Genomic DNA, 24,458 nt, shown 5'->3' on the forward strand with positions numbered 1-24,458 from the left:
GCCTAACGCCTTTCTCATGGGCCGGCGGTATCCTCTCCCCGTGGAGATCCACGGCACCACCATCCTGGCCGTGCGCAAGGACGGGGTCACCGCCATGGCCGGGGACGGGCAGGTCACCTTCGGCCAGACGGTCCTCAAGCGGGGGGCGGTGAAGGTGCGCCGCCTGGAGGTGGGGGAGGGGGTCCTGGTGGGCTTCGCCGGGGGGGTGGCGGACGCCCTGGCCCTTTTGGAGCGCTTCGAGGAGCGCCTCAGGGAGGCCCGGGGCAACCTTCTCAAGGGAGCGGTGGAGACCGCCAAGCTCTGGCGCACCGACCGGGTGCTCCGCCACCTGCAGGCTATGATCGTGGCCGCCGACCGGGAGGGCATGGTCCTCCTCTCGGGAAGCGGGGAGGTCATCGCCCCCGAGGAGCCCCTGCTGGCGGTGGGCTCCGGCGGGCCCTACGCCCTGGCCGCCGCCAAGGCCCTCTACCGCCACGGGGGGCTTTCCGCCCGGGAGATCGCCGAGGAGGCCCTTAAAATAGCTGCGGAGGTGGACCTCTACACCTCGGGCCAGGTTACGGTCCTCACCCTGGGGGAAGGATGAACCTCACGCCCACCGAGATCGTCCGGGAGCTTTCCAAGCACATCGTGGGCCAGGAGGCCGCCAAGAAGGCGGTGGCCGTGGCCCTCCGGAACCGCTACCGCAGGAAGCGCCTCCCCCCGGAGATCGCCCGGGAGGTGACCCCCAAGAACATCCTCATGATCGGGCCCACCGGGGTGGGCAAGACGGAGATCGCCCGCCGCCTGGCCCGCCTGGCCGGAGCCCCCTTCGTGAAGGTGGAGGCCACCAAGTTCACGGAGGTGGGCTATGTGGGCCGGGACGTGGAGGGCATCGTCCGGGACCTGGCCGAGGCCAGCTACGGCCTGGTGCTGGAGGAGATGAAGCGCAAGGTGGAGGAGAGGGCCCTGGCCTTCGCCGAGGAGGAGCTCGCCACCCTCCTCCGCACCTCGGTGGCCGAGGTGCGCTCCGGCCACCTGGATGGCCTTTCCGTGGAGATCCAGGTGGAGGAGGAGGTGAGCCTGCCCTTCATGGGGGTCCTGGGAGGGGAGGGGTTGGGGGGCATGGGGGAGATGCTCAAGGGGCTTCTCCCCAGGCGCCCGGTGCGCAAGCGGATGACGGTGCGGGAGGCGCGGGAGGTGCTCAAGAACCAGCACGCGGAGCGCCTGGTGGACAAGGAGGAGGTGAAGGAGGAGGCCCGGCGCCGGGCCCAGGAGGACGGGATCGTGTTCATCGATGAGATCGACAAGGTGGCCCGCAAGGAAGGCACCGTGGGGCCGGACGTCTCCGGGGAGGGGGTGCAGCGGGACCTCCTGCCCATCGTGGAGGGCACGGTGGTCTCCACCCGCATCGGCCCCGTGTCCACGGAGTACGTGCTTTTCATCGCCGCTGGGGCCTTCCACGTAGCCAAGCCTTCGGACCTGATCCCCGAGCTCCAGGGGCGCTTCCCCATCCGGGTGGAACTCGCCCCCCTGGGCCCCGGGGAGTTCTACCGCATCCTCAAGGAGCCGGAGAACTCCCTCATCCGCCAGTACACCGAGCTTCTGCGGGCCGACGGCACCGAGGTGGTCTTCCACGACGAGGCCCTGGAGGCCATCGCCCAGGCCGCCCACCGCGCCAACCAGGAGCTGGAGGACATCGGGGCCAGGCGGCTTTCTACGGTTCTGGAAAAGGTTTTGGAGGAGGTCAGCTTCCAGACGGACCTGGGCCGGGTGGAGATCACCCGCGCCTACGTGGAGAAGAGGCTGGAGGCGGTCTTCGCCTCTCCGGACCTGACGCGGTTTGTGCTGTAGGAGGAAACATGCGCTGGTTGCTCTTGGCCCTGAGCTTGTTGGCCGGGCCCGCCCTGGCCCAGACCCCGCCCCCTTCGGCCCAACAGGTGCAGCAGGACCCCCTGCGTCTGGGGGTGCAGCTTTACGCCCTGGGGCGCTACCAGGCCGCCCTGGAGTTCTTCGAGCGGGCGGCGCGGGAGCGCCCCACCGACCCCGATGCCCTCTACTGGTTGGCCCGGACCCAGCTCCGCCTGGGCCTCCTGAACCCGGCCCTGGAAAACGCCCGTACCCTGGTGGCCCGCAGCCCCCGCTACATCGGGGGCTACCTGGTTCTGGCCGAGGTCTACGTGGGCTTCTACCGGGCCTCTGAGGACCGGGAGCGGGGACGAGCCTTTTTGGACCAGGCCCTTTCCGTGCTCCGGGATGCGGAGCGGGTGAACCCCCGGCACGCCCCCCTCTACGCCCAGCGCGGGGTGGTGCACGCCCTCCTGGGCCAGCCCGACCGGGCGGAGGAGGCCTTCAAGCGGGCCCTGGACCTCCAGGACACCCCGGAGGTACGGGTGGCCCTGGCCGAGCTCTACCTCTCCTTGGGCCGGCTGGACGAGGGCCTGGAGCAGTACGCCCGGGCCTTGCGCCTGGCGCCGCAAAACGGGGACCTGCGGGTGCGCTACGCCTCGGCCCTCCTGGTCAAAGGGCAGGCGGGGGAGGCGGCGCGGGTCCTGGAGGAGGGCCACCGCCTGCGGCCCCTGGATGCGGAGGGGTGGTACACCCTGGGCCAGGCCTACCTGGCCCTGGGCCGCTTGCAGGAAGCCGGGGTGGCCCTGGAGAACGCCGTGGCCCTAGCTCCCCTGCGCTTCCCCGCCGCTTACTTCCACCTGGGCCAGGTCTACTTGAGCCTGGGGGACTTCGCCCGGGCCAAAAGCCGTCTTACGGTGGCGGTGCGCCTCGAGCCCAGCCGGGCGGAGTACCGCTACCACCTCTGCCTGGCCAACGAGCGCCTGGGGGATAAGGAGGGAGCCCGCCACCAGTGCCGGGAGGCCCTGAGGCTCCGCCCCGGCTACCGGGAGGCGGAGGAGGTGCTCAGGCGGCTTTAGGGGGTCCTCAGGCCTTGGGTTCCTCTTTCTTCTCCTCCCCCTCCTGCAGGCCCTTCTTGAACTCCTTGGCCGATTGCCCCAGGCCGCGGGCCAGCTCGGGGAGCTTCTTGGCGCCGAAGAGGAGCAGGACGATGAGCAGGATGAGGATGATCTCCATGGGTCCCAGGTGCATGCCCCCATCCTACCACGCCTTGACCCCGGGGGGGGCGGGTGCTATCGTGGCCTCTGGGGTGGCGGCCCCGGGGCGTAGCGCAGGCCGGTAGCGCACCTGCTTTGGGAGCAGGGGGTCGCCCGTTCAAATCGGGCCGCCCCGACCACGCGGGAGGAGCTCAGTTGGTAGAGCATCGGCCTTCCAAGCCGAGGGTCGCGGGTTCGAGTCCCGTCTCCCGCTCCAGATGGCCGGGGTGGAGGTTCACCCCGGCTTACCTTGTGGGCCCGTAGCTCAGGGGACAGAGCAGCCGCCTTCTAAGCGGTAGGTCGGGGGTTCGAATCCCTCCGGGCCCGCCAGCTCCAGGACGCAACGCTTCACCCCCCGGCCAGGCCGGGGNCCGCCAGCTCCAGGACGCAACGCTTCACCCCCCGGCCAGGCCGGGGGGTGCTGCACAAGGCACGGGCCCTCCCGTCTAAAGCTGGCGGAAGACCGCCTCGAGGATCTCCAAACCCATGGTCGCTTCCTCCTTCGTGAGGATCAGGGGCGGGGCGATGCGTATGGCGGCAGGCCCCGCGGGGAGGAGGAGAAGCCCTTTCTGGAAGGCCAGGCCCACCGCTTTGTCCCGGAGGTCTGGCCGCTCCTCCCCGGGGGTGCCGAAGTCCAGGCCGATCATGAGGCCCCTCCCCCGCACGTCCCCCAGGAAGGGGAAGCGGGTCTGCAGCTCCCTAAGCCCTTGGAGCAGGAAGGCCCCCACCCGGGCGGCGTTTTCCGTGAGGCCTCCTTCCAGGAGGTCCAAGGTGGCGTGGGCCGCAGCCGCGGCCACCGCCTGCCCGCCGAAGGTGGTGCCGTGGGCCCCGGGGCGCCAGCTAGCCAGCTCCTCCCGGAAGAGGAGGGCGCTCAGGGGGTAGCCGGAGGCCAGGCCCTTGGCCAGGACGTAGACGTCCGCCTCTACCCCCTCGTGCTCCAGGGCGAGGAAGCGGCCGGTGCGCCCGGCCCCGCTTTGCACCTCGTCGGCCACCAGGAGGATGCCGTGCCGCTCCAGGAGGGCCTTGAGCCGGGGAACGAAGCCCGGCGGGGGAACCAGGTACCCCCCCTCCCCCTGGATGGGCTCCAGGAAGAAGGCGGCCACCTCCTCCGGGGGCACCACCGTGCGGAAGAGGTGCTCCAGGTGGGCCAGGACCGCCTCGCCCACGTCCTCCGGCCTCGCGCCTAAGGGCGGGCGGAAGGGGTTGGGGAAGGGTACGTGCACCACCCCGGGGAGGAGGGGAGCAAAGCCCTTGCGGTAGGCGCTTTTGCTGGCGGTGAGGGAGAGGGCCCCCAGGCTCCTCCCGTGGAAGGCCCCGGTGAAGGCCAGGAGGTAGGGCCTGCCCGTGTGGTGGCGCACCAGCTTGATGGCGGCCTCGATGCCCTCGGTGCCGGAGTTGCCGAAGAAGACCCGGTAGCCGCCCCCAAGCTTACTCACCAGGCGTTCCGCCAGGGACAGGGTGGGCTCGTGGGTGAAGTCGGAGAAGCAGACGTGGGCGAAGCGCTCCGCCTGGGCCCGCACCGCTTCCACCACCTTGGGGTGGGCGTAGCCGGTGGTGTTTACGGCGATGCCCGCCATGAAGTCCAGAAAGACGTTGCCGTCGACGTCCTCGAGGAAAACCCCCTGGCCCCGAACCGGGACGAAGGGGTAGGGCCTCACGTAGGAGGGGGAGAGCACGGCCTGCCCCCTTTCCAGGAGCTCCTTGGCCTTGGGCCCCGGGAGGGGCGTGCTCACTGCTGGTCTCATACGGGAAAAGTCTACCAAGGGAGCCGGCCCCTTCCCAGGCGCACTTTATGCGCCGAGGGCGCAGGGTTTTGCGGGGAATCCGGGGCTAGAGAAGCCCCCGGGCTACCAGGTGGGGCCGGGCGTAGAAGAGGGTAAGAGCGGTGGCCGCGTCCTCCAGCTCCCCCCGTTCCAGGAGGGTGTAGGCCTCCCCCAGGGGGAGCTCCACGGTTTCCAGGAGCTCCCCTTCCTCCAGGCGCGGCCGCCCCACCACCTCCGCCCCCAGGGCCAGGAAGGGGTGGAAGACCACGGCGGTGAAGGAGGGCTGGGGGTGGAAGGGGGGTAAGGGGAGGACCTCCAGGACCCTGGCCCCCACCTCCTCCAGAAGCTCGCGCCGGGCGGCTTCCTCTGGCGTCTCCCCCGGATCCACCTTGCCTGCGGGGATCTCCAGGAGGAACTTGCCCGTGGGGTGGCGGTACTGGCGGATGAGGAGGGCGGTGGCCCGGTGGGTTACGGGCAGGACGAAGCTCGCCGCCACCGGTCCCGGCCGGTAGATGTAGGTGAGCTCCTTGCCCGTGTGGGTGCGCACCCGCTCGCGCACCAGGCGCACGGGTTCGGAGAGGATCTCCTCGATGAGCAGGCGCTCCCAGGGGTTCATCTCGCCAGACGCTCGATGACCCGGCGCACCTTCTCCCCGGGGGCCTTGGGGCCTAAGGCCTTGGTCACCGCCCCGATGGCCGCCAAGGGGGTCTTGAACTGGGATAGATCTACGTTTTCCCGGATCCAGGCCTCGATTTCCTCCTCGCTCATCTCCTTTGGCAGGAAGCGATCCAGGAACGCCACCTCAAACTGGTTGCCCTGCTCCAGGGCGATCTCCTTTAGGGCCTTCAGCACCTTTACCGCTTCGGCATCGGGCAGGGGCTTGCCGTCCCCCTTGCGGTCCAGCTCGGCCTTCACCACCCGGGCGAAGTTCAGGGTCTTCCCATCCCGGGCCTTCATGGCCTCCTTGATGGTTTCTTTGATGGCCTCGTAGATCCCCATCCCCTCCAGTCTAGCCCGTACAATGCCCGTATGTGGGCGCTCCTTTCCGTTTCCGATAAGCGGGGGCTCTTGCCCTTTGCCCAGGGGCTTTTGCAGGTGGGCTTCCGGCTTCTCGCCACCGGGGGCACTTACCGGGCCCTGGTGGAAGCGGGGCTTCCCGTGACCTACATCTCCGACTTCACCGGTTTCCCCGAGGTGCTGGAGGGCCGGGTCAAGACCCTCCACCCCAAGGTGCATGCGGGGCTTCTCGCCCGGCCCGACCAGGAGGAGGAGCTCAAGGCCCTGGGCTTGGAGCGGATCGGGGTCCTGGCGGTCAACCTCTACCCCTTCCGAGAGACGGTGGCCGGGGGGGCGGGTTTCCACGAGGCCCTGGAGCAGATCGACATCGGGGGGCCGGCCATGCTCCGGGCGGCGGCCAAGAACCACCTGGCGGTCCTCCCCGTGTGCGACCCCGAGGACTACCCGCGGGTGCTTCAGGCCCTCGAGGAAGGCCCTTCCCCCGAGTTCCGCCGGGAGTTAGCCCGCAAGGCCTTCGCCCACACCGCGGCCTACGACGCGGCCATCGCCGAGTGGCTTTCTGGGGAAAAGTTCCCGCCGGAGAAGTTCTTGGTCCTCAGGCGGGAAAGCCCCTTGCGCTACGGGGAAAACCCGCACCAGGAAGCGGCGCTTTACCGGGTTTTGGGGGAAAGGGGGCCCCTCCTGGAGGCGGAGGTCCTCCAGGGTAAGGCCATGAGCTTCAACAACTACCTGGACGCCGAGGCCGCCTGGAACCTGGTTTCTGAGTTCCAGGAGCCCGCCTGCGTGGCCATCAAGCACCAGAACCCCTCTGGGGTGGCCTTGGGGGAAAGCGTTCTGGAGGCCTACCGCAAGGCCTACGAGGCGGACCCGGTTTCCATCTTTGGGGGCATCGTGGCCTTTAACCGGGAGGTGGACGGACCCACGGCGGAGGCCATGGGGGAGGTCTTCTTGGAGGTGGTCCTGGCCCCGGGCTTCACCCCTGAGGCCCTGGCGGTCTTTTCCCGCAAGAAGAACCTCCGGCTCCTCGAGGTGCTCTTCCCCGCCCAGGGAGCCTACCTGGACCTGCGCCGCCTCCGGGGCGGGGTGCTTCTCCAGGACGCCGACACCGAAGACCCCATAGCGCCCAAAGTGGTCACCCAGAAGGCTCCCAGCGAGGAGGAGTGGGCCGACCTCCTCTTCGCCTGGAAGGTGGTGAAGCACGTGCGCTCCAACGCCATCGTGGTGACCAAGGGAGGGCAGACCCTGGGCATCGGGGTGGGGCAGACCAACCGCTACGCCGCCGCCAAGCACGCCCTGAAGACCGCCAAGGAAAAGGCCCAGGGGGCGGTCCTGGCCTCGGACGCCTTCTTCCCCTTTGACGACGTGGTGCGCCTGGCGGGGGAGTTCGGCATCAGCGCCATCATCCAGCCCGGGGGAAGCGTGCGGGACGAGGATTCCATCCGGGCGGCGGACGAGCTGGGCCTGGCCATGGTGTTCACCGGGGTGCGGCACTTTAAGCACTAGGCGTCTTAATACCCGTTTTCGGGAGCGTTTGGGTTTGAGTAACAAAAAAGGAGCCCTGGAGGGCTCCTTTAAACCCAAGGGAGCGCTTAGTAGGCCTTCTTGCCTTGGGTTTCCCGCAGGCGCCGGTGAGCCTCCTTAAAGCCCACCAGTTTTCGGCTTTCCTCGTCGTGGAGGTGCATGTCGGCGAAGGCGATCTTGAAGGCGTCCTTTAGGGTCACCGTGGGGGCCACCTTGACCAGGTCCACCTCCTCCTGCACCTTGGGCAGGTGGTAGTTGGGGATCTTGGGGGCCAGGTGGTGGATGTGGTGGAAGCCGATGTTGCCGGTAAGCCACTGTAGAACCTTGGGAAGCTTCAGGTAGGTGCTGCCCTCCATGGCCGCTTTCAGGTACTCCCAGCGGGGGTCGTGCTCCCAGTAGGCGTCCTCAAACTGGTGTTGCACGTAGAAGAGGAAGATGCCCATCATCCCCGCCAGGTACTGGATGGGGAGGTAGACGAGGAGGAGGGTCTTGACCCCGAAGAAGGCCACGATCCCGGCCAAGAGAAGGGCCAGGAAGAGGTTGGTGAGGGCCACGGCGTTGCGCACCGAGGGCTTTTCCGAGCCGTAGCCCAGAGGAAGCCGGTAGGAGAGCATGAAGACGTAGATGGGCCCCAGGAGGAACATGACGAAGGGGTTGCGGTAGAGGCGGTACTTGAGCCTTTCCCAGGGGCTGGCCCGCAGGTACTCCTCGAGGGTCAGGGTGTGGATGTCCCCCACCCCCCGCTTGTCCAGGTTGCCGCTGGTGGCGTGGTGGCGGGCGTGGGCGAGCTGCCAGGGGTGGTAGGGCACCAGGGTGAGCACCCCGGTGAAGAACCCCAGGAGGTCGTTGGCCCACTTCCTGGGGAAGAAGGAGCCGTGTCCGGCGTCGTGCTGCAGGATGAAAAGGCGGACCAAGAAAAGGGCGGCCACGAGGTCCAGAAGGAGGGTCAGGGCCAGGGACACGGAGAGGGCCTTGTGGGCCAGGTAAAAGAGGAGGAGGAGGGGCAGGAGGGTTTCGGCCACCTGCCGCAGGCTTCTTAGGGTGTGGGGCTTGGCGTAGGGCTTGATGAGGGGGATCCAGTCCTTGGGTTCTACACTCTGCATAGGCACTCCTCTTTCGGGGAGTGCCTCATGCTAGCAGCCGGAGCATGAGGGGGGTGAGAGGCCTAGCGGGGTCTGAGGCGTTCCCCGGAGTCCAGGACCAGGGTCACCGGGCCGTCGTTCACCAGGTGCACCCGCATGTGAGCCCCGTAGACCCCGGTTTCCACGTGCACGCCCTGCTGCAAAAAGGCCTCTATGGCCGCCTCGTAAAGCCGCTTGCCCAGATCGGGCGGGGCCGCCTGGATGAAGGAGGGACGGTTCCCCTTGCGGGTGTCCGCGTAGAGGGTGAACTGGCTCACGAGGAGCACCTCCCCGCCCACCTCCTTGAGGGACAGGTTCATCTTTCCGGCCTCGTCGGGGAAGATGCGCAGGGCCACGATCTTGCGCGACAGGTAAAGGGCGTCCTCCACCGTGTCCCCCTGCCCTACCCCCAGGAGGACGAGAAGCCCCAGGGCGATCCTTCCCACCACCTCGCCCTCCACCTCCACGGAGGCCTCGGAGACCCGCTGCACCACGGCCCGCAAGCTCACCTCCTGGGCCCGGCGAAAAGGGCCACGGTCCCGGGCCCGGTGTGCACGCTGACCGCCGCCCCCGCCTGGAGGGTGGCGAGGACCTCTACCCCTTCCGCCCGCAAAAGCTCCCCCAGGGCTGAGGCCGCTTCCGGGTTCCCCGCGTGGGCCAGGTGGACCAGGGCCCCTCCCGGAAAGTCCCGGCGGAAGAGCTCGGCCACCTTGCGCAGGCCCTCGGCGAAGCCCCGCACCCGGGGCCCGGGGAGGACCCTGCCCCCCTTCACCTCCAAGACAGGGAGGATGCGCAGGAAGCTTCCCACCAGGCTCTGCAAGCCGGAGATGCGCCCCGAGCGGTGGAGGTAGGTAAGGGTCCTGGGCAGCACGTAGCCCCGCACCCTTTCCCGGTAGGGGGCCACCGCCTCCTCCAAACCCTCCCAGGCTGTCCCGGTGTGGAGGAGCCGTCGCGCTTCCTTCAGGACCAAAAGAAGCCCCCCGTTCAACGACCAAGAGTCCAAGACCCTCACCCGCTGCCCGAAGCCCTGGGCCACGGCCCGGGCGGTGGTCACCGTGCCGGAGAGGTGGCCGGAAACGTGCACGGAGAGAACCCGCTCGTGGGTCTTGAGGAGCTCTTGGTAGGTGGCCCGCAGGTCCTCGGGGGCCACCTGGCTGGTGGAGAGGCGCTCCCCCTTTGCCAGGAGGGCCAGGACCTCCTCGGGGGTGATCTCCACCAGGTCGCGGAAGGGTTTCCCCTGCCAGATCACCTGCTGGGGCACCACGTGGATTCCTTGCCCTTCGGCTTCTTCCGGGCTGAGGCCCAGGGTAGAGTCGGCCACGAAGGCCACGCTAGAGGCTGTAGGCATAAAACCCGTAGGTGCCGGGGCCGGTATGGCTCCCGATCACCGCCCCGAGCTCGCTCACGAGGGCCTCCTCCACCGGGAAGCCGGTGGCCAAGACCATCTCCTTGAGTTCCCGCACCGCCCCCGGATCTGCGCTGTAGACGAAGAAGAGACGGATGCGCCCCTTGGCCTCAGCCCAGGCGCGGAAGTCCTTGAGGATCTCCTCTTTGGCCTTCCTCTCACCCCGGGCCCTTCCCACCGCCTCCACCCGTCCTTCCTTGAGGGTGAGGATGGGTTTGATGCCGAGGAGGGTGCCCAAAAGGGCCTGGGCGCCGCCGATGCGTCCCCCACGCTTCAAAAACTCCAAGGTGGCCACGCTGAAGCGCACGAAGTGGTCCTGGCGGATGCGCTTTAGCTCCCCAAGCACCTCCTCCAGGCCTTGGCCCTCGGCGAGGAGCTCGTGGGCCCGCAGGACCATCATGCCGAGGCCCAGGGAGGCCGCCTGGCTGTCCAGGACGGTGACGCGGCCGGGGAAGCCCTGGGCCGCCAGCTCCGCCGACTGCACCGTGCCCGAGAGCTTGCTGGAGATGTGCACCGAGAGCACGTGGTCCGCCTCTTGCAGAGCCTCTTGGTAGGTTTTCAGGAAGTCCTCGGGGGAGGGCTGGCTGGTGGTGGGGAAGGCCTCTCCCTGCCGCACCTTCTGGAAGATCTCCCCCGGGGTGATCTCCTCCCAGTCCCGGTACACCTTGCCCCCCAGGTTCACGTAAAGGGGGACCACCCGCACCCCCAGGCGTTCCCGCAGGGGCTTGGGCAGGTCGGCGGTGGAGTCGGTCACCAGGGCTACCTTCATAGGGGCCTCCTCGTGGTCCCGCCCAGGATACCACAGGGGGCGGCGCGGGGGTTGCCCGTGGGGGCGGTTTTTGCTAGGGTCTGGGGTATATGTGGCGGATCCTGGTGTCCGACGAGATGCGGCTGGGGAACCTCAGGTACCCGGGGGTGCTTTTGGACTACCGACCCGGCATCGGGCGGGAGGAGCTCTTGGAGGTCATCCCCGCCTACGACGCCCTCATCACCAGGAGCCGCACCCAGGTGGACGCGGAGCTCTTAAGGCAGGGCAAGCGGCTCAAGGTGGTGGGCCGGGGCGGGGTGGGGGTGGACAACGTGGACCTCGAGGCGGCCAGCCGCCTGGGCATCCTGGTGGTGAACGTGCCCGAGGCCAACACCCGCTCGGCGGCGGAGCTGGCCTTCGGCCTCCTCCTGGCCGCGGCCCGGGGGATCGCCCTCTCCGACCGCAAGGTGCGCGCGGGGGAGTGGGACCGGAAGTTTTTGGGCCTGGAGCTCAAGGGCAAGACCTTGGGGATCGTGGGCCTGGGGCGGATCGGGGGCCAGGTGGCCCGCTTCGCCAAGGGGTTTGAGATGCGGGTCCTGGCCTACGACCCCTACATCCCCCGCACCCGGGCGGAAAGCCTGGGGGTGGAGCTTTTGGAGGACCTTTCCGACCTCCTCCGCCAGAGCCACTTCCTCACCGTCCACACCCCCCTCACCGAGGAGACCCGGGGGATGATCGGCCGCAGGGAGCTCTACCTCCTCCCCCGGGGGGCGGTGGTGGTGAACGCCGCCCGAGGGGGGATCGTGGACGAGCGGGCCCTCCTGGAGGTCCTGGAGGAGGGCCACCTCTTCGCCGCCGGGCTGGACGTTTTCGCCGAGGAGCCCCCCTCCAAGGACCACCCCCTCCTCCGCCACCCCAGGGTGGTCCTCACCGCCCACCTGGGGGCGAACACCCTCGAGGCCCAGGACCGGGTGGGGGAGGCGGTCTTGGAGCGGGTGGTGCGCACCCTGGAGGGGGACCTCTCCTACGCCCTGAACACCGGCTTTGACCCCGAGGCCCTGGAGGCCCTGAGGGGCTTCCTGCCCCTGGGGGAGGCGTTGGGGAAGCTTCTGGCCCAGATCACCCGGGGCCGGCCCGAGGTCTTGGAGGTGGGCTTCCTAGGCCAGTTCGAGAAGGACCCCGAGCCCGTGGCCAGCGCCGTGGCCAAGGGCTTCCTCTCCCGGGTGCTGGGGGGAGAGGCGGTGAACCTGGTCTCCGCCCGGCCCCTCCTCAAGGACCGGGGCATCCGCCTGGTCACCCGCAAGGAGGAGCAGGCGGGGGAGTACATGAGGCTTCTGGAGGTGCGCCTGGCCACCGACCAGGAGGAGCGCCGGGCCCGGGGGGTGGTGATGGCGGGCAGGCCCCGGCTGGTGGGCATCGACGACTACGCCCTGGAGGTGGTCCCCGAGGGGTACATGCTGGTCTGCACCAACTACGACCGCCCCGGGGTGGTGGGCCAGGTGGGGACCCTCCTGGGGGAAGCCGGCGTCAACATCGCCGGGATGCAGCTGGGCCGGGACATGCCCGGGGGGCGGGCCCTCTTTGTGCTCACCGTGGACCAGAAGCCCAGCCCAGAGGTGCTGGAGGCCCTGAGGGCCCTCCCGGTTCTGGAGCGGGTGGACCTGGCGGAGCTCTAGGCGCGGGGCACGGGATCGGATTGGGAGCCAAAGGGCACAGAGCCGGTCGGTGAAGCACCCGGCCCCGGCTTGCCCCTCCCGGCGGGCCCAGGCGGCGCCCGCCCCGGGGGCCACCCCCTTGCACCCGCTTTGGATTTCAAAAGTTCACTATTGACAAAACTTACTGACCTCTTTACGCTGGAGCCATGGACCCCGCCCTGAAGCGGTGGGTGGAGGAGACCGCCCTCCTCTTTGAGGCGGCGGGCCTTCCCCGGATGGCGGGCCGGGTTCTGGCCTTTCTCCTGGTGGCCGAGCCGGCGGAACAGAGCGCCAAGGAGATGGGGGAGGCCCTTTCCGCCAGCAAGGGGGCCTTGAGCGGCGCCCTGAACCTCCTCACCCGGTTGCAGCTGGTGGAGCGCCTGCGCCGCCCGGGGGAGCGGGCGGACCGGTACGCCGTGCGCCCGGGGGCCTGGCGGCGGCTCCTTTTGGAAAAGGCCAGGGCCCTTTCCCTTTACCGGGAGCAGGCGGAAAAGGGCCTGGCCCTGGTGGGGGAGGCCAAGGGGGAGAGGCTTCGGGAGATGCGGGAGCTTTACGCCTTTTTTGAGCGGGAACTTCCCAAGCTCCTGGAGAGGTTTTCGGAGGGGGGATGAGCCTACTCAGGCTAGCCTGGCGCAACGTGCTCCGGCAAAAGCGGCGCACGGCCCTGCTGTCCCTGGTGGTGGTCTACGTGACCGTGGCTGTGCTCTTCATGTTTGGCTTCCTGGACGGCTACGGGGAAAGCCTGGTGGAGGCTTATGCCGAGTACGTGGAGGCCCCGGTGGTGGTGGCCCGGGAGGTTTGGTGGCAGGACCCAGACCCGGAAAACGGCTTCCGAGAGCTGCCGGCGGTGGCCCACCCTCTGGTGCAGGCGGCCACGCCCAGGCTTTCCCTTTACGCCCTCCTCCGCTCCCCCTACCGGATGCAGGGGGGCGTGGTCCTGGGGGTGGACCCCCAAGGGGAAAAGGTCCTTTCCCGCGTGCCCTTCAGGGTGGGGGAGGGGCGGTGGCTTCAGGGGCCGGGGGAGGTGGTCCTGGGCCACCGCCTGGCGGAGCGGCTGGACGTGCGGGTGGGGGAGAGGTTGGTGGTGGAGACGGGGAAGGAGGCCCTGGGCCTTTTGGTGGTGGGCCTCGTGAGGTCCGGGGTGGGGAACGTGGACTTCGGTGGGGTTTACCTGCACCTGGAGGACGCCAGGAAGCTTTCCGGGGGGAGGGTGGGGGCCACCTACCTGGCCCTGAAGGTGCCCCGGGGGAAGGAGGAGGGGGTGGCGAAGGCCCTGAACCAGGTTTTGCCGGAGGGGCTTCGCGCCAAGGCGGTTTGGGAGCTCATGGGCCCCATCCGGGCGGACTACGAGGGAAGCCGCCTTTTCTACGTGCCCTTGTTGGGCCTTTTCATGCTCCTGGCGGCGGTGGCGGTGGTGAGCACCACCTACGTGAGCGTGCGGGAAAGGCTCAGAGAGTTTGCCGTGGCGGAGAGCCTGGGCCTTAGCCCGGCCCGGTTGGCGGGGCAGGTGGCCCTCGAGGCGGCCCTGGCCAGCGGCCTGGGCCTTTTGGCCGGGCTCCTCCTGGGCTACGCCCTCCTCGGGTACACCTCCACCCACGACGTCTTCGGCCCCCTCATGCGCCTTTCCGTAGAGCTGTTGCCCGAGGCGGGCCTTTCCGAGCACCTCTACACCTCCTCAAGGCCCATCTACGCCCTTTACGCCAGCCTCCTGGTGGCGGTTTCCGCCCTCTTGGCCCTGCTCTTTCCGGGAAGGCTGGTCCTGCGCCTTGACCCCTCCCGGTACGTGAAGGGGGAGTGAGATGGGAAGGATGGCCTTTACGGTTCTGCTCCTCGCCGCCTTGGCCCTGGCGCAAAGCCCCTTGGAGAAGCTGAAGCTGGCCCTGGACCGCCTGCGGGGACCGGCCCATGAGGGCATCTACCTCCTGCAGGTGGAAAGGCCTGGCTCCGTGCGCACCTACCGGCTCAAGGTCTACACCGACGGCCGCCGGGCCCATCTCCGGGTCCTGGAGCCCAGGAGCGAGGCGGGCCAGGCCTTCCTCTCCCTGGGGGAGGACCTTTACCTCTACGACCCCCGCCTGGGGCGGACCTTGCGCCTGCCCCCCACGGGCCGGGGAGAGCGCTTCTTGGGTTCGGACCTCACCTACCAGGACCTCGTGGGCCGGGATTTGGAGGAGCTTTTTCAGGTGGCCGAGGTCCAGGGGGTCTTGGTGCTCAGCCCCAAACCGGGGGCCCCCACCCCTTACGGCAAGGTGGAGGTGTACCTCAAGGAGGGCCTGATCGAGCGCATCCTCTTCTACGATCAGCGCAACCAGGCGGTGCGGGAGCTGGGGCTTTCCGCCTACCAGCGTCTGGACGGGGCCTACCTCCCCCGGGAGATGGCGCTCAGGGACCTGCAGAGGCCAGGGTACCGCACCTTCTTGCGCATCCTCGAGGTGCAGGTGGGGCCCGTGCCAGAAGGCTGCTTCAACCCCCTCTACCTGGAAAGGGGGTGCTAGGGTGCTGAGGCTGGCCTGGAGAAACCTTCTCAGGACCCCGGGGCGGAGCTTGGTCACGGGGGGGGTGGTGGCCCTGGTGGTCTTCCTCTCCCTGCTCTTCCTCTCGGTCTACGGGGGGGCGTTTGACGCCTTCTTCCAGCTTCTCCTGGAGCGCACCGGGCACCTGGTGGTCCGGGTGGAGGGGTACAAGGGGAAGGAGGATCTGGAGAGCCTGGCCTTTGTCCCGCCCGAGCTCCCCCTGCCCCCTGGGGCCAGGGTAGAGGGTGTGCTGGAGGGCGGGGCCCTTCTCCTTGCGCACGAGCGGAGCCGGGCGGTGGTCCTAACGGGTCTGGAGCCTTTGGGCCTGGCCCGGCAGGAGAGCCTCCTCGCGGCAGGCCGCCTGCCGCAGGCGCAGGGGGAGGCCCTTTTGGGGGAGGCCTTGGCCCGGGCCCTCAAGGTGGGGTTGGGGGACGAGGTGGTGGCCTACGCCCCTGGGAGCCTGGGCCTTGGGGTGTACGCCTTCCGGGTGGTGGGGCTTTTGGACCTGCCGGAAACCCACCTCGAGGCCCGCACCCTCCTCGTCCCCCTGGCCGACGCCCAGGTCCTCTTGGCCCCCGGCCGGGTGACCCGGCTGGAGGTGCGGCTTCCGGGCCTCGGGCTTTACGACCTCAAGCCCTTGGAGGAGGTCAAGGCCGCCCTGATGCCCCACCTCCCGGGCCTGGTGGCCGAAACCTGGCTGGAGGCCAACCCCGCTTACGCCGCCATCCTGCCCCTTTACGACGCGGTGATGGGCATCTATGTGGGCTTCTTCTTCCTCCTGGGTGGGCTCATCCTCCTCAATGCCCTCTACCTCTCCTTGGTGGAAAGGGTGCGGGAGTTTGGGCTTTTGGCCGCCTTGGGCCTCACCGGGAGGCGGCTTATGGCCTTGGTCTTCTGGGAGAGCCTTCTCCTGGTGGGGGTGGCGGCCCTGGGGGGGATGGGGGCGGGGCTCCTTGTGCACCTGGAGCTGGCCGATGGTTTCCGCCTGCCCCTGCCGGGGTGGATCCTGGAGCAGTACCGGGAGTTCGGCCTGCCGGAGGTGCTCTACGGGCGGCTTGGCGTAAAGGAGGTTCTCCTCACCCTGGGGTACGCGGTGGGGACAGGTCTTCTGGCGGCGCTATGGCCGGGGTGGCTGGCCTCGAGGCTGGAGCCCGTGGAGGCCATGCGCTACGTGCCATAGGAGGAGGGTATGCCCATCATCGAGGCCAAGGGCGTGCGCAAGGTCTACCGGGGGGATGGGGTGGCGACGGAAGCCCTGCGGGGCGTGGACCTGGTGGTGGAGGCGGGAGAGTTTGCCGCCCTGGTGGGGCCTTCGGGAAGCGGGAAGAGCACGCTCCTGCACCTTCTGGCGGGGCTGGACCTGCCCACGGAGGGGGAGGTCTGGGTGGGGGGAGTGCCCCTTTCCCGGCTTTCCCGGGGGGAAAGGGCCCGCTTCCGCCTGGAGAGGGTGGGCCTGGTCTTCCAGGCCTACAACCTCCTCCCCGTCCTCACCGCTTTGGAGAACGCCGCTTTCGTGCTGGAGCTTCGGGGCCTGCCCCGAAGCGAGCGCGAACGGAGGGCGCGGGAGGCCCTGGCGGCCCTGGGCCTGGAGGACAAGGTGGGCCGCTTCCCCCGGCAGCTTTCGGGGGGCGAGCAACAACGGGTGGCGGTGGCCCGGGCCCTGGCCGCCGAGCCCCTCATCGTCCTGGCGGACGAGCCCACCGCTAACCTGGACTCCCAAAACGGCCTCGCCCTCATTGAGCGCATGAAGGCCCTGAACGAGGAAAAAGGGGTCACCTTCCTCTTCTCCACCCACGACCCCAGGCTTTTGGAGCACGTGAAGCGCATCGTGCGCCTGGAGGACGGGCGCATCGTGGGGGAGGAGCGGCGCTAAGGCCAGAAGATGCGGCGGCTGGTGGGGGTTTTTGCGCTTGTCCTGTTCCCGGCCTTGGCCCAGGGGTACGAGGTGGGGGCCTTTGGCCTGGGAGGGCAGACCACCTCGTACCTCCGCCTTTTCGGGGCGGTGCCCGTGGAGGGGGGGCGGCTTTTCTACGCCCTGGCCCCCTACCTCCGGATGGCCCCGGGGGAGGGGGGGCTCGCGGTGGAGCGCCTTTACCTGGCGGTGGAGGTGGGAGAGGTGGGCCTCACCCTGGGGCGTTTCCCGTATACCTTCGGCGAGGGGCGGCTTTTTCCCTACACCTGGAACGCCCCCAGCCCGGCGGGTGGGGTGGAGGGGGTTTGGGGCGGCTTCCTTACCCTCTATGGCGAGGCCCGCCTCCGCCTGGGGTACGCCTGGGGCCCAGGGGGGTTCGCCGAGGCCGCGTGGGGGGACCTAAAGGCCCTGGTCTTCCCCGGAGGGGTGGGGCTGGCGGGAAGCGCCCGCCTGGGGGAGGTGGTGGTTTACGGGGAGACCATGGGTCTCGCTTCCGGGCCGAGGGGGCTTTTGGGATGGAGCTGGGCCTGGGGCCCGGGAGAGGTGGTTTTGGAGGCCGCCTACCCTTTGGGGGTGGGCCTGGGGTGGTTCGGGCAGGTGGAGGGCTTGGGGCTCTCCTTGCGGCTCGCTTACGGGGGAGGTTGGTCCTGGGGGGTGGGTCTCGGGTGGGAGGGGCTCAGGGTGGAGGTGGGGAAGGCGGGGCCGGTATGGCGCTGGGGCGGGAGTTGGAGCGGGGAGTTTTAGCACAAGCAGGTTTAATCGTGAGAAAAATCACCTACGCTTGCCAAACCCGTACACCAACTCCTCCCCCTTGCGCACCACCAGGAGAAGGGCCGGGCGGCCCAGGCTGTCCTTAAGCAGGTACTTGGTGCGCACCTCACCCTCCACCACCTTTTCCTCCTGGCTTTCCACGAAGTACCCCGCGGCGGCGAAGGCGGTGAGCACCTGCTGCACGAAGGCCGCGTGCAGGCGGCTGGCGATGCCTTTGGCCGCAAAGGCCTCCAGGGCGTACTCCCTGGCCTCGGGGAAGCGCTGGAGAAGGGGTTCGGGGGTCCGTGCCTTGTAGCTCCCGGAAGGCAGGCGCACCGCGGGGTCCAGGCTGGAGGCTATGGCGGCCACCGCCGTGACTTCCACCAGGCTCTGGGCCCACGCCCCCCCGGCTAGGAGGAGCAGGGCCAAGCCGAGCGCCTTGAGCTTTTCCATACCGGCTATCTTAGCCCACCAGCAGGTCCCGTGCCCGGAGGGCCAGGTGCACCCGGGCCAGGACCTCGGGCCGGGAAAGGGGACCCAAGGTGGCCTCGATGCGCCTCAGGCGGTAGCGCAGGGTGTTGGGGTGGATGTGGAGAGCGCCTGCGGCCTCCTCTACGTTTCCTGAGGCGATGTAGGCCTCGAGGGTCTTGAGGAGTTTGGGGGGCAGGGGTAGGTAGCGCTCCACCAGGGCCTTCAGGTCCTCGGGGGACTGCTGCAGGAGCACGAAGGCCACGGGGTCCAGGCCGCTGAAGGAGAGGGCCTCCCCGCCTCTGGCGGCCTTCAGGGCGATGAGGGCCTCGCGATAGGCCTGCTGCACCTCACCTGCTGCGTGCACGGCGGAATAGCCCAGGCGGCTTCCCGGGGGGAGGGCCTGGAGGAGGCTTTGGGCTTCCTTGCGGGGGCTGTGCACCTGCCACATGGCCGCCACCCGGTTGCCCCGCACCGTGAGGAGGTAGGGCACGCCCAGGCGGTCCAGGAAGGTGCCCGCCCGCCGCCTTAGCTCCAAGGTGGCCTCCCGCCGCCTCTCCTCCGCCAGCCGGTGGCGGCCCGGCACCTCCGGGGGCTCCACCAGGGCCAACACCCACTCCACCCCCTCGGCGAAGCCGAAGGCGAAGAGGCGTTCGGGCTCGGCCTCCCCCAGGATCAGGCCCTCCAGAAGGGCCCCGCCCAGGGACTCCTCCCGCATCCTCTCCAGGGAGCGTTCCAGGGCCCGCACCCGGAGGAGCCGGGCCGCTACCTCCAAAAGCCCCCGGGCCTGGTGTAGGGTTTCCTCCGGTCCGTAGGCCGCCAGGATGCCCTCCCCCGCCTCCAAAGCCCGCCACCCCCGCCCCTCCCCGGGTTCCTTGGGGTGGTGCGGGGGTACGGGGCCGGCGAAGCCCAGCACCTCCCCCCAGGGAGCCACCCGGGCCAGGGCCAGGCCCGTAGCCTGATGGAGCACCTCCAGAAAAGGTCGCTCGGGGAGCTTCAGAAGCAGATCCAAAAGCCCCGCCAGGGCCAGCCCTGGTCCTAGGGCGAAAAGGCGGAGGGCGAGGGCCCTTTCCAGCTCCTCCCGCTGGAGCCAAGGGGGGTAGAGGGCCACCCCCAGGCCCTCCTGGTGGGCGAAGGCTTCCACCTCTGGGTCTGGGGCGGGAAGAAGGAGGCCTGACGCGGTGCGGTACCGCCACAGGTGCCCCTCGGGGCGGAAGAGGAGGAGGGCTCCCTCCAGGGGAAGCAGGGGCTTGGGTTCGTCCAGGAGGTAGAGGACCGGCCGCTCCGAGGGTACCCGGACCTCGAGGCCCAGCCCCTGGGCCAGGGCCCGGAAAGCGATGGAGGATTGCGCAAACTCTGGTAAGGCCATTGTGTATTTTAACAATATAGCCCTGCACGGACTACGGCAAGAGGAGGGGATTGGCTCTAATTCACAAGATTCAGCTGAAGTTTGGCGCTTCGCACAATTGCTCCGGAGCCCCTGCGGGGCCATCCTGAAAGGCGAAAGGAGCACCATGTTCCGCGGGTCCATCCCCCCCCTACCTACCCCCTTTCGCCAGGGGCGCGTCGACGAGGAGGCCTTGAGGAGGCTCGTGGAGCGGGCCATCCGGGGAGGTTCCCACGGGATCAGCGTGGGGGGCACCACCGGGGAGCCCGGCACCCAGACCCTGGAGGAGCGAAAACGCGTCCTCGAGATCGCCCTGGACCAGGCGGCGGGCCGGGTGCCGGTGATCCCCGGCACGGGGGCTTTGCGCCTGGAGGAGACCCTGGAGCTCACCCGCTTCGCAAAGGAGGCAGGGGCCCAGGGGGCCATGGTCATCGTGCCCTACTACCTGAAGCCCAACCAGGAGGGCCTCTACCGCTACTTCGCCGAGGTGGCCAAGGCGGTGCCCGACTTTCCCATCCTCCTCTACAACATCCCCGGCCGGGCCGGGGTGGAGATCGCCCCCAAGACCGTGGCCCGCCTGCGGCGGGACTTTCCCCAGGTCGTGGGGCTCAAGCACTCCTCCAAGGACCTGGAGTACCTCTCCCAGCTCTTCCAGGAAGCGGGGCGGGACTTTTTGGTCTTCTGCGGCTTGGAAAGCCTCACCCTGCCCATGATGAGCCTGGGGGCGGTGGGCACCATCGCCGCCACCGCCAACTGGCTGCCAGGGGAGGTGGCGAGGCTCACCGAGCTCGCCCTGGCCGGGGACTACGCCGGGGCCAGGGAGCTCCACTACCATCTCCTCGAGGCCAACGAGGCCATCTTCTGGGACACGAACCCCATTCCCTTGAAGACGGTGCTCTCCTGGATGGGCCTTTTGCAGAAGGAGTGGCGCCTCCCCTTGGGCCCCACCACCCCCGAGGTGGAGGAAAGGCTTAGGGCCATGGCCCGCCGCTACCGGCTTCTGGAGGAGGCATGAAGCGCTGCCGCTTTTTGGCCAAGGGCAGGCTCCATCACGGGGTTTACAGGGATGGCCTCCTCCTGGACGAGGCCGGGGAGGCCCACGACCCCGAGGCCGTAACCTGGCTCCTCCCCTTCACCCCCGGCAAGGTGATGGGGGTGGCCCTGAACTACGCGGACCACGCGGAGGAGCTGGGCCTTTCCCGTCCCGAGGAGCCCGCGCTTTTTTGGAAGCCCAACAACAGCCTGCTTCCCCACAAGGGGGTGGTGCGCTACCCCAAGGGGGCGGAGTACCTGCACTACGAGGTGGAGCTTGCCGTGGTGGTGGGCCGGCCCATGCGCCGGGTGAAGGCCAAGGACGCCCTGGACCACGTGCTGGGCTACACCATCGCCAACGACCTGGTGGTGCGGGATTACGTTTCCAATACCTTCCGCCCCCCCATCCGGGCCAAGGGACGGGACACCTTCGGCCCCTTGGGGCCCTTCCTGGTGGTGGAGGAGGTGGAGGACCCCCAGAACCTCGCCTTGAGGGCCTACGTGAACGGGGAGCTGAGGCAGGAGGGGCACACCTCGAGGATGCTCTACTCCGTGGCCGAGCTTTTGGAGTACATCTCCGAGTTCATGACCCTGGAGCCCCACGACGTCCTCCTCACCGGGACGCCCAAGGGCATAAGCCGGGTGCTTCCCGGGGATGTGATGCGGCTGGAGATCGAAGGGCTTGGCGCTTTGGAAAACCCCATCGAGGAGGAGGCATGAGGTACCAGGACCAGGTGGCAGGGATTCCCTGGGAAAGGATTGAGGCCATTCGCAACGCCCTGAAGGGTTGGACCGCCCTGCACTTCATCGGCGGGGAGTTCCGCCCCTCGGAAAGCGGAGAGGTTTTCCCCACCCTGGACCCTTCCACCAACGAGGTGCTCTCCCATGCGGCCCGGGGCGGGGAAAGGGAGGTGGACCGGGCGGCCAAGGCGGCCCTCGAGGCCTTCCAGCGGTGGAGCCGCACCCCGGCCCGGGAGAGGAAGCGCTACCTGCTGAGGATCGCCGAGCTCCTGGAAAAGCATGCGGACGAGCTGGCGGTGGTGGAGGCCCTGGACGCGGGGCAGGTTTTGAGGATCGTCAAGGCCCAGGTGGCCCGCTCCGCGGAGAACTTCGCCTTCTACGCCGAGTACGCCGAGCACGCCATGGAGGACCGCACCTTCCCCGTGGACCGGGACTGGCTCTACTACGCCCTCCGCGTCCCCGCGGGCCCCGTGGGCATCATCACCCCCTGGAACGCCCCCCTGATGCTTTCCACCTGGCGCATCGCCCCTGCCCTGGCCGCCGGGGACACGGTGGTGCTGAAGCCCGCGGAGTGGAGCCCCTTAACCGCCAGCAAGCTGGCGGAGATCGTGCAGGAGGCGGACCTGCCCCCTGGGGTCTTCAACCTGGTCCAGGGCTTCGGGGAGGAGGCGGGGGCCGCCCTGGTGGCCCATCCCCTCGTTCCCCTCATCACCCTCACCGGGGAAACGGAAACCGGGAAGATCGTCATGCAAAACGCCGCCCGCCACCTCAAGCGGCTCTCCCTGGAGCTTGGGGGCAAAAGCCCGGCCCTGGTCTTCGCCGACGCCGATTTGGAAAGGGCCTTGGACGCCGTGGTGTTTCAGATCTACTCCTTCAACGGGGAAAGGTGCACGGCGAGCTCCCGCCTCCTGGTGGAGAAGGGCATCTTTGAGGACTTCGTGGCGAGGGTGGCGGAAAGGGCCAAGGCCATCCGGGTGGGCCACCCCCTGGACCCCGACACCGAGGTGGGCCCCCTCATCCACCCCGAGCACCTGGAGAGGGTTTTGGGCTACGTGCGGGCGGGGCTGGAGGAGGGGGCAAGGCTGCTTGTAGGCGGGAAGAGGGCCAAGGCCTCCTTCCGTGGGGAGGACCTTTCCCCCGGCAACTACCTGGAGCCCACCCTTTTCGTGGGGGAGAACCGCATGCGGATCGCCCAGGAGGAGATCTTCGGGCCCGTCTTGGTGGCCATCCCTTTCCAGGACGAGGAGGAGGCCCTGAGGCTGGCCAACGACACCCGGTATGGCCTTGCGGCCTACGTGTTCACCAAGGACCTGGAAAGGGCCCACCGCCTGGCCCTGGAGCTGGAGGCAGGGCTCATTTACCTCAACAGCCACAACGTGCGCCACCTGCCCACCCCCTTTGGCGGGGTGAAGGGGAGCGGGGAAAGGCGGGAAGGCGGCCTCTACGCCTTTGAGTTCTACACCGACCTCAAGGCCGTGGGGTTGCCCTTGAGGCCGCCCCACGTGCCCAGGTTCGGAAAGAGGTGAGAGGATGGCGAGGACGGGAGCAGAGTACCTGGAAGCCCTAAAGGAAAGGCCCCCTAACCTCTGGTACAAGGGGGAGAAGGTGGAAGACCCCACCGCCCACCCGGTCTTCCGGGGCATCGTGCGCACCATGGCGGCCCTCTATGACCTGCAGCACGATCCCCGGTACCGGGAGGCCCTCACCTACGAGGAGGGGGATGGGCGGCACGGGATGAGCTTCCTCATCCCCAAGACCAAGGAGGACCTGCGCCGGCGGGGCCGGGCCTACAAGCTCTGGGCCGACCAGAACCTGGGGATGATGGGCCGCAGCCCCGACTACCTGAACGCCGTGGTCATGGCCTACGCGGCCAGCGCCGATTACTTCGGGGAGTTCGCCGAGAACGTCCGCAACTACTACCGCTTCCTGCGGGACCGGGACCTGGCCACCACCCACGCCCTCACCAACCCCCAGGTGAACCGGGCCAAGCCCCCCAGCGCCCAGCCCGACCCCTACATCCCCGTGGGGGTGGTGCGGCAGACGGAAAGGGGCATCGTGGTGCGGGGGGCCCGCATGACCGCCACCTTCCCCCTGGCGGATGAGGTCCTCATCTTCCCCTCCACCCTTCTCAAGGAGGGCCCGGGGAGCGAGAAGTACGCCATCGCCTTTGCCCTGCCCACCTCCACCCCCGGCCTCCACTTCGTCTGCCGCGAGGCCCTGGTGGGGGGGGATAGCCCCTTCGACTACCCCCTTAGTAGCCGCCTCGAGGAGATGGACTGCCTGGTGGTCTTCGACGATGTGCTGGTCCCCTGGGAGCGGGTCTTCATCCTGGGGAGCGTGGAGCTTTGCAACAACGCCTACGCCGCCACGGGGGCCCTGCACCACATGGCCCACCAGGTGGTGGCCCTGAAGACCGCCAAGACCGAGGCCTTCTTGGGGGTGGCCTCCCTCATGGCCGAGGGCATCGGGGCCGACGCCTACAGCCACGTGCAGGAGAAGATCGCCGAGATCATCGTCTACCTGGAGGCCATGCGGGCCTTCTGGACCCGGGCGGAGGAGGAGGCCAAGGAGAACGCCTACGGCCTCCTGGTGCCGGACCGCGCCGCCTTGGACGGGGCCCGCAACCTCTACCCCAGGCTCTACCCCCGGCTTAGGGAGATCCTGGAGCAGATCGGGGCCTCGGGCCTCATCACCCTGCCCTCGGAGCGGGACTTCAAGGGGCCCCTGGCCCCCTTGCTGGAAAAGTACCTGCAGGGGGCCACCTTGGAGGCCAAGGAGCGGGTGGCCCTCTTCCGCCTGGCCTGGGACATGACCCTCTCGGGGTTCGGGGCGAGGCAGGAGCTTTACGAGCGCTTCTTCTTCGGGGATCCCGTGCGCATGTACCAGACCCTCTTCGGCGTCTACGACAAGGAGCCCTACAAGGAGCGCATCCGCGCCTACCTGAAGGAGGCCCTGCGGGTGTTCGAGGAGGTGAGGGCTTGATGGCGGTGGAACTCCAGGCGGCTTTTAAGGAGGCTCTTGCCCGCTTTGCCGCCGGGGTCACGGTGGTGGCGGCCCGCCACCGGGAGGAAGAGCGGGGCATGACCGCCACCGCCTTCATGTCCTTGAGCCTCGAGCCCCCCCTGGTGGCCTTGGGCATCTGGGAAGGGGCCAAGGTGCTGCCCCTTCTCGAGGCTTCCCGGGCCTTCAGCGTCAGCTTGCTCCGGGAGGGGCAGGAGGCGGTCTCCCAGCACTTCGCTGGCCGACCGCAGGAGGGGGTGGGCCTGGTGGAGGGGAGGGTGGCGGGGGCGTTGGCGGTGCTCCGTT

26 protein-coding genes and 3 tRNA genes are annotated in these 24,458 nt (G+C 68.8%); 19 read left to right on the forward strand and 10 right to left on the reverse strand.

Translation table 11 applies throughout. From position 1 onward, the window contains the following. Positions 1-40: 40 nt before the first annotated feature. Genes hslV through ETP66_RS01420 form a run of 3 tightly spaced genes read left to right on the forward strand, consistent with a single transcriptional unit; the run spans position 41 to position 2,903 of the window. Positions 41-583 (forward strand): ATP-dependent protease subunit HslV, encoded by a 543-nt coding sequence (gene hslV / locus ETP66_RS01410; RefSeq protein ID WP_269089294.1) that lies wholly within the window; start codon positions 41-43, stop codon positions 581-583. Continuing rightward, positions 580-1,830 (forward strand): ATP-dependent protease ATPase subunit HslU, encoded by a 1,251-nt coding sequence (locus tag ETP66_RS01415; protein WP_130839897.1) that lies wholly within the window; start codon positions 580-582, stop codon positions 1,828-1,830. The genes hslV and ETP66_RS01415 overlap by 4 nt, the downstream gene beginning before the upstream one ends. A gap of 8 nt (positions 1,831-1,838) precedes the next feature. Beyond that, positions 1,839-2,903 (forward strand): tetratricopeptide repeat protein, encoded by a 1,065-nt coding sequence (locus ETP66_RS01420; protein ID WP_130839898.1) that lies wholly within the window; start codon positions 1,839-1,841, stop codon positions 2,901-2,903. A 7-nt stretch (positions 2,904-2,910) separates the two neighbouring features. Here ETP66_RS01420 and tatA read toward each other — a convergent pair whose 3' ends face one another. Beyond that, entirely contained in the window at positions 2,911-3,075 is a 165-nt protein-coding gene (gene tatA / locus ETP66_RS01425) for a twin-arginine translocase TatA/TatE family subunit (RefSeq protein WP_130839900.1), read from the reverse strand. Between the two features lie 68 nt (positions 3,076-3,143). Between tatA and ETP66_RS01430 the strand changes: the two genes are divergently transcribed. The 3 genes from ETP66_RS01430 to ETP66_RS01440 all read left to right on the forward strand — a co-directional run bounded on the left by ETP66_RS01430 (position 3,144) and on the right by ETP66_RS01440 (position 3,410). Continuing rightward, positions 3,144-3,220: transfer RNA gene (locus ETP66_RS01430), tRNA-Pro, on the forward strand. A 1-nt stretch (position 3,221) separates the two neighbouring features. Then, positions 3,222-3,297 (forward strand) — tRNA-Gly (locus ETP66_RS01435). A gap of 37 nt (positions 3,298-3,334) precedes the next feature. Continuing rightward, a tRNA-Arg gene (locus ETP66_RS01440) sits at positions 3,335-3,410 on the forward strand. A 116-nt stretch (positions 3,411-3,526) separates the two neighbouring features. Here the strand turns inward: ETP66_RS01440 and ETP66_RS01445 are convergent. The 3 genes from ETP66_RS01445 to ETP66_RS01455 all read right to left on the reverse strand — a co-directional run bounded on the left by ETP66_RS01445 (position 3,527) and on the right by ETP66_RS01455 (position 5,842). Further along, entirely contained in the window at positions 3,527-4,825 is a 1,299-nt protein-coding gene (locus tag ETP66_RS01445; RefSeq protein ID WP_130839902.1) for an acetyl ornithine aminotransferase family protein, read from the reverse strand. Between the two features lie 85 nt (positions 4,826-4,910). Continuing rightward, complete coding sequence (locus ETP66_RS01450) at positions 4,911-5,459, reverse strand: NUDIX hydrolase (protein WP_130839904.1); 549 nt, start codon at positions 5,457-5,459, stop codon at positions 4,911-4,913. Further along, positions 5,456-5,842, reverse strand: coding sequence for a GatB/YqeY domain-containing protein (locus ETP66_RS01455; RefSeq protein WP_130839906.1), 387 nt, complete (start codon positions 5,840-5,842; stop codon positions 5,456-5,458). The genes ETP66_RS01450 and ETP66_RS01455 overlap by 4 nt, the downstream gene beginning before the upstream one ends. A gap of 30 nt (positions 5,843-5,872) precedes the next feature. Here ETP66_RS01455 and purH point away from each other — a divergent pair, with 30 nt between their 5' ends. Continuing rightward, complete coding sequence (purH, locus tag ETP66_RS01460; RefSeq protein ID WP_130839908.1) at positions 5,873-7,363, forward strand: bifunctional phosphoribosylaminoimidazolecarboxamide formyltransferase/IMP cyclohydrolase; 1,491 nt, start codon at positions 5,873-5,875, stop codon at positions 7,361-7,363. An 86-nt stretch (positions 7,364-7,449) separates the two neighbouring features. On the opposite strand, the gene ETP66_RS01465 is transcribed toward purH, so the two are convergent. The 4 genes from ETP66_RS01465 to ETP66_RS01480 form a co-directional block, all read right to left on the reverse strand. Next, positions 7,450-8,484 (reverse strand): fatty acid desaturase, encoded by a 1,035-nt coding sequence (locus ETP66_RS01465; RefSeq protein WP_130839910.1) that lies wholly within the window; start codon positions 8,482-8,484, stop codon positions 7,450-7,452. A gap of 62 nt (positions 8,485-8,546) precedes the next feature. Further along, positions 8,547-9,005 (reverse strand): D-aminoacyl-tRNA deacylase, encoded by a 459-nt coding sequence (dtd, locus tag ETP66_RS01470; RefSeq protein ID WP_130839912.1) that lies wholly within the window; start codon positions 9,003-9,005, stop codon positions 8,547-8,549. Positions 9,006-9,007: 2 nt separating this feature from the next. Then, a complete protein-coding gene (locus ETP66_RS01475; protein WP_201738436.1) occupies positions 9,008-9,850 on the reverse strand; it encodes a DegV family protein in 843 nt (280 codons plus the stop codon). Then, positions 9,834-10,676, reverse strand: a complete 843-nt coding sequence (locus ETP66_RS01480) for a DegV family protein (protein WP_130839914.1) — start codon at positions 10,674-10,676, stop codon at positions 9,834-9,836. Before ETP66_RS01480 ends, ETP66_RS01475 begins: the two co-directional genes overlap by 17 nt. 89 nt (positions 10,677-10,765) lie before the next feature. Between ETP66_RS01480 and serA the strand changes: the two genes are divergently transcribed. The 7 genes from serA to ETP66_RS01515 all read left to right on the forward strand — a co-directional run bounded on the left by serA (position 10,766) and on the right by ETP66_RS01515 (position 17,518). Further along, complete coding sequence (gene serA, locus ETP66_RS01485) at positions 10,766-12,331, forward strand: phosphoglycerate dehydrogenase (protein WP_130839916.1); 1,566 nt, start codon at positions 10,766-10,768, stop codon at positions 12,329-12,331. 185 nt (positions 12,332-12,516) lie between these two features. Then, positions 12,517-12,960 carry a GbsR/MarR family transcriptional regulator gene (locus ETP66_RS01490; RefSeq protein WP_130839918.1) on the forward strand — a complete coding sequence of 148 codons (444 nt, stop codon included), beginning with the start codon at positions 12,517-12,519 and terminating at the stop codon, positions 12,958-12,960. After that, positions 12,957-14,147, forward strand: coding sequence for an ABC transporter permease (locus ETP66_RS01495; RefSeq protein WP_130839920.1), 1,191 nt, complete (start codon positions 12,957-12,959; stop codon positions 14,145-14,147). Before ETP66_RS01490 ends, ETP66_RS01495 begins: the two co-directional genes overlap by 4 nt. A 1-nt stretch (position 14,148) precedes the next feature. Further along, positions 14,149-14,844, forward strand: a complete 696-nt coding sequence (locus tag ETP66_RS01500) for an outer membrane lipoprotein-sorting protein (protein ID WP_130839922.1) — start codon at positions 14,149-14,151, stop codon at positions 14,842-14,844. Between the two features lies 1 nt (position 14,845). Next, positions 14,846-16,042, forward strand: coding sequence for an ABC transporter permease (locus ETP66_RS01505; RefSeq protein ID WP_130839924.1), 1,197 nt, complete (start codon positions 14,846-14,848; stop codon positions 16,040-16,042). Positions 16,043-16,051: 9 nt separating this feature from the next. After that, the gene (locus tag ETP66_RS01510; RefSeq protein WP_130839926.1) at positions 16,052-16,735 is read left to right on the forward strand and encodes an ABC transporter ATP-binding protein; all 684 of its coding nucleotides are present in this window, start codon (positions 16,052-16,054) and stop codon (positions 16,733-16,735) included. 9 nt (positions 16,736-16,744) lie between these two features. After that, complete coding sequence (locus ETP66_RS01515; RefSeq protein WP_130839928.1) at positions 16,745-17,518, forward strand: hypothetical protein; 774 nt, start codon at positions 16,745-16,747, stop codon at positions 17,516-17,518. Between the two features lie 27 nt (positions 17,519-17,545). Here ETP66_RS01515 and ETP66_RS01520 read toward each other — a convergent pair whose 3' ends face one another. Together ETP66_RS01520 and ETP66_RS01525 are read right to left on the reverse strand one after the other, a co-directional pair. Further along, complete coding sequence (locus ETP66_RS01520) at positions 17,546-17,977, reverse strand: hypothetical protein (protein WP_130839930.1); 432 nt, start codon at positions 17,975-17,977, stop codon at positions 17,546-17,548. 10 nt (positions 17,978-17,987) lie between these two features. Next, on the reverse strand, positions 17,988-19,361 hold the full coding sequence (locus ETP66_RS01525; RefSeq protein ID WP_201738437.1) for a PucR family transcriptional regulator: 1,374 nt from the start codon (positions 19,359-19,361) through the stop codon (positions 17,988-17,990). A 145-nt stretch (positions 19,362-19,506) separates the two neighbouring features. Between ETP66_RS01525 and hpaI the strand changes: the two genes are divergently transcribed. The 5 genes from hpaI to ETP66_RS01550 form a co-directional block, all read left to right on the forward strand. After that, positions 19,507-20,394: a 2,4-dihydroxyhept-2-ene-1,7-dioic acid aldolase gene (hpaI, locus tag ETP66_RS01530; protein ID WP_130839934.1), complete on the forward strand. Its 888-nt coding sequence runs from the start codon at positions 19,507-19,509 to the stop codon at positions 20,392-20,394. Beyond that, positions 20,391-21,131: a fumarylacetoacetate hydrolase family protein gene (locus ETP66_RS01535; protein WP_130839936.1), complete on the forward strand. Its 741-nt coding sequence runs from the start codon at positions 20,391-20,393 to the stop codon at positions 21,129-21,131. The genes hpaI and ETP66_RS01535 overlap by 4 nt, the downstream gene beginning before the upstream one ends. Then, complete coding sequence (hpaE, locus tag ETP66_RS01540) at positions 21,128-22,678, forward strand: 5-carboxymethyl-2-hydroxymuconate semialdehyde dehydrogenase (RefSeq protein ID WP_130839938.1); 1,551 nt, start codon at positions 21,128-21,130, stop codon at positions 22,676-22,678. Before ETP66_RS01535 ends, hpaE begins: the two co-directional genes overlap by 4 nt. Before the next feature lie 4 nt (positions 22,679-22,682). After that, on the forward strand, positions 22,683-24,134 hold the full coding sequence (gene hpaB / locus ETP66_RS01545) for a 4-hydroxyphenylacetate 3-monooxygenase, oxygenase component (RefSeq protein ID WP_130839940.1): 1,452 nt from the start codon (positions 22,683-22,685) through the stop codon (positions 24,132-24,134). Continuing rightward, a partial coding sequence (locus tag ETP66_RS01550) for a flavin reductase family protein (protein ID WP_130839942.1) occupies positions 24,134-24,458 on the forward strand: 325 nt, incomplete at its 3' end. The genes hpaB and ETP66_RS01550, both read left to right, overlap by 1 nt.

Source organism: Thermus thermamylovorans (assembly GCF_004307015.1).
Classification (GTDB): domain Bacteria; phylum Deinococcota; class Deinococci; order Deinococcales; family Thermaceae; genus Thermus; species Thermus thermamylovorans.

Bases quoted from the DNA above. Each gene is read 5' to 3' on its own strand.
- ETP66_RS01495 (WP_130839920.1), top strand. From the start codon at position 12,957: ATGAGCCTACTCAGGCTAGCCTGGCGCAACGTGCTCCGGCAAAAGCGG.
- hpaI (WP_130839934.1), top strand. From the start codon at position 19,507: ATGTTCCGCGGGTCCATCCCCCCCCTACCTACCCCCTTTCGCCAGGGG.
- hpaB (WP_130839940.1), top strand. From the start codon at position 22,683: ATGGCGAGGACGGGAGCAGAGTACCTGGAAGCCCTAAAGGAAAGGCCC.
- ETP66_RS01475 (WP_201738436.1), bottom strand. From the start codon at position 9,850: ATGCCTACAGCCTCTAGCGTGGCCTTCGTGGCCGACTCTACCCTGGGC.
- ETP66_RS01455 (WP_130839906.1), bottom strand. From the start codon at position 5,842: ATGGGGATCTACGAGGCCATCAAAGAAACCATCAAGGAGGCCATGAAG.
- ETP66_RS01420 (WP_130839898.1), top strand. From the start codon at position 1,839: ATGCGCTGGTTGCTCTTGGCCCTGAGCTTGTTGGCCGGGCCCGCCCTG.
- ETP66_RS01450 (WP_130839904.1), bottom strand. From the start codon at position 5,459: ATGAACCCCTGGGAGCGCCTGCTCATCGAGGAGATCCTCTCCGAACCC.
- serA (WP_130839916.1), top strand. From the start codon at position 10,766: ATGTGGCGGATCCTGGTGTCCGACGAGATGCGGCTGGGGAACCTCAGG.
- purH (WP_130839908.1), top strand. From the start codon at position 5,873: ATGTGGGCGCTCCTTTCCGTTTCCGATAAGCGGGGGCTCTTGCCCTTT.
- ETP66_RS01465 (WP_130839910.1), bottom strand. From the start codon at position 8,484: ATGCAGAGTGTAGAACCCAAGGACTGGATCCCCCTCATCAAGCCCTAC.
- ETP66_RS01515 (WP_130839928.1), top strand. From the start codon at position 16,745: ATGCGGCGGCTGGTGGGGGTTTTTGCGCTTGTCCTGTTCCCGGCCTTG.
- hpaE (WP_130839938.1), top strand. From the start codon at position 21,128: ATGAGGTACCAGGACCAGGTGGCAGGGATTCCCTGGGAAAGGATTGAG.
- ETP66_RS01490 (WP_130839918.1), top strand. From the start codon at position 12,517: ATGGACCCCGCCCTGAAGCGGTGGGTGGAGGAGACCGCCCTCCTCTTT.
- tatA (WP_130839900.1), bottom strand. From the start codon at position 3,075: ATGCACCTGGGACCCATGGAGATCATCCTCATCCTGCTCATCGTCCTG.
- ETP66_RS01520 (WP_130839930.1), bottom strand. From the start codon at position 17,977: ATGGAAAAGCTCAAGGCGCTCGGCTTGGCCCTGCTCCTCCTAGCCGGG.
- ETP66_RS01415 (WP_130839897.1), top strand. From the start codon at position 580: ATGAACCTCACGCCCACCGAGATCGTCCGGGAGCTTTCCAAGCACATC.
- ETP66_RS01500 (WP_130839922.1), top strand. From the start codon at position 14,149: ATGGGAAGGATGGCCTTTACGGTTCTGCTCCTCGCCGCCTTGGCCCTG.
- ETP66_RS01445 (WP_130839902.1), bottom strand. From the start codon at position 4,825: ATGAGACCAGCAGTGAGCACGCCCCTCCCGGGGCCCAAGGCCAAGGAG.
- ETP66_RS01510 (WP_130839926.1), top strand. From the start codon at position 16,052: ATGCCCATCATCGAGGCCAAGGGCGTGCGCAAGGTCTACCGGGGGGAT.
- ETP66_RS01525 (WP_201738437.1), bottom strand. From the start codon at position 19,361: ATGGCCTTACCAGAGTTTGCGCAATCCTCCATCGCTTTCCGGGCCCTG.
- ETP66_RS01535 (WP_130839936.1), top strand. From the start codon at position 20,391: ATGAAGCGCTGCCGCTTTTTGGCCAAGGGCAGGCTCCATCACGGGGTT.
- ETP66_RS01480 (WP_130839914.1), bottom strand. From the start codon at position 10,676: ATGAAGGTAGCCCTGGTGACCGACTCCACCGCCGACCTGCCCAAGCCC.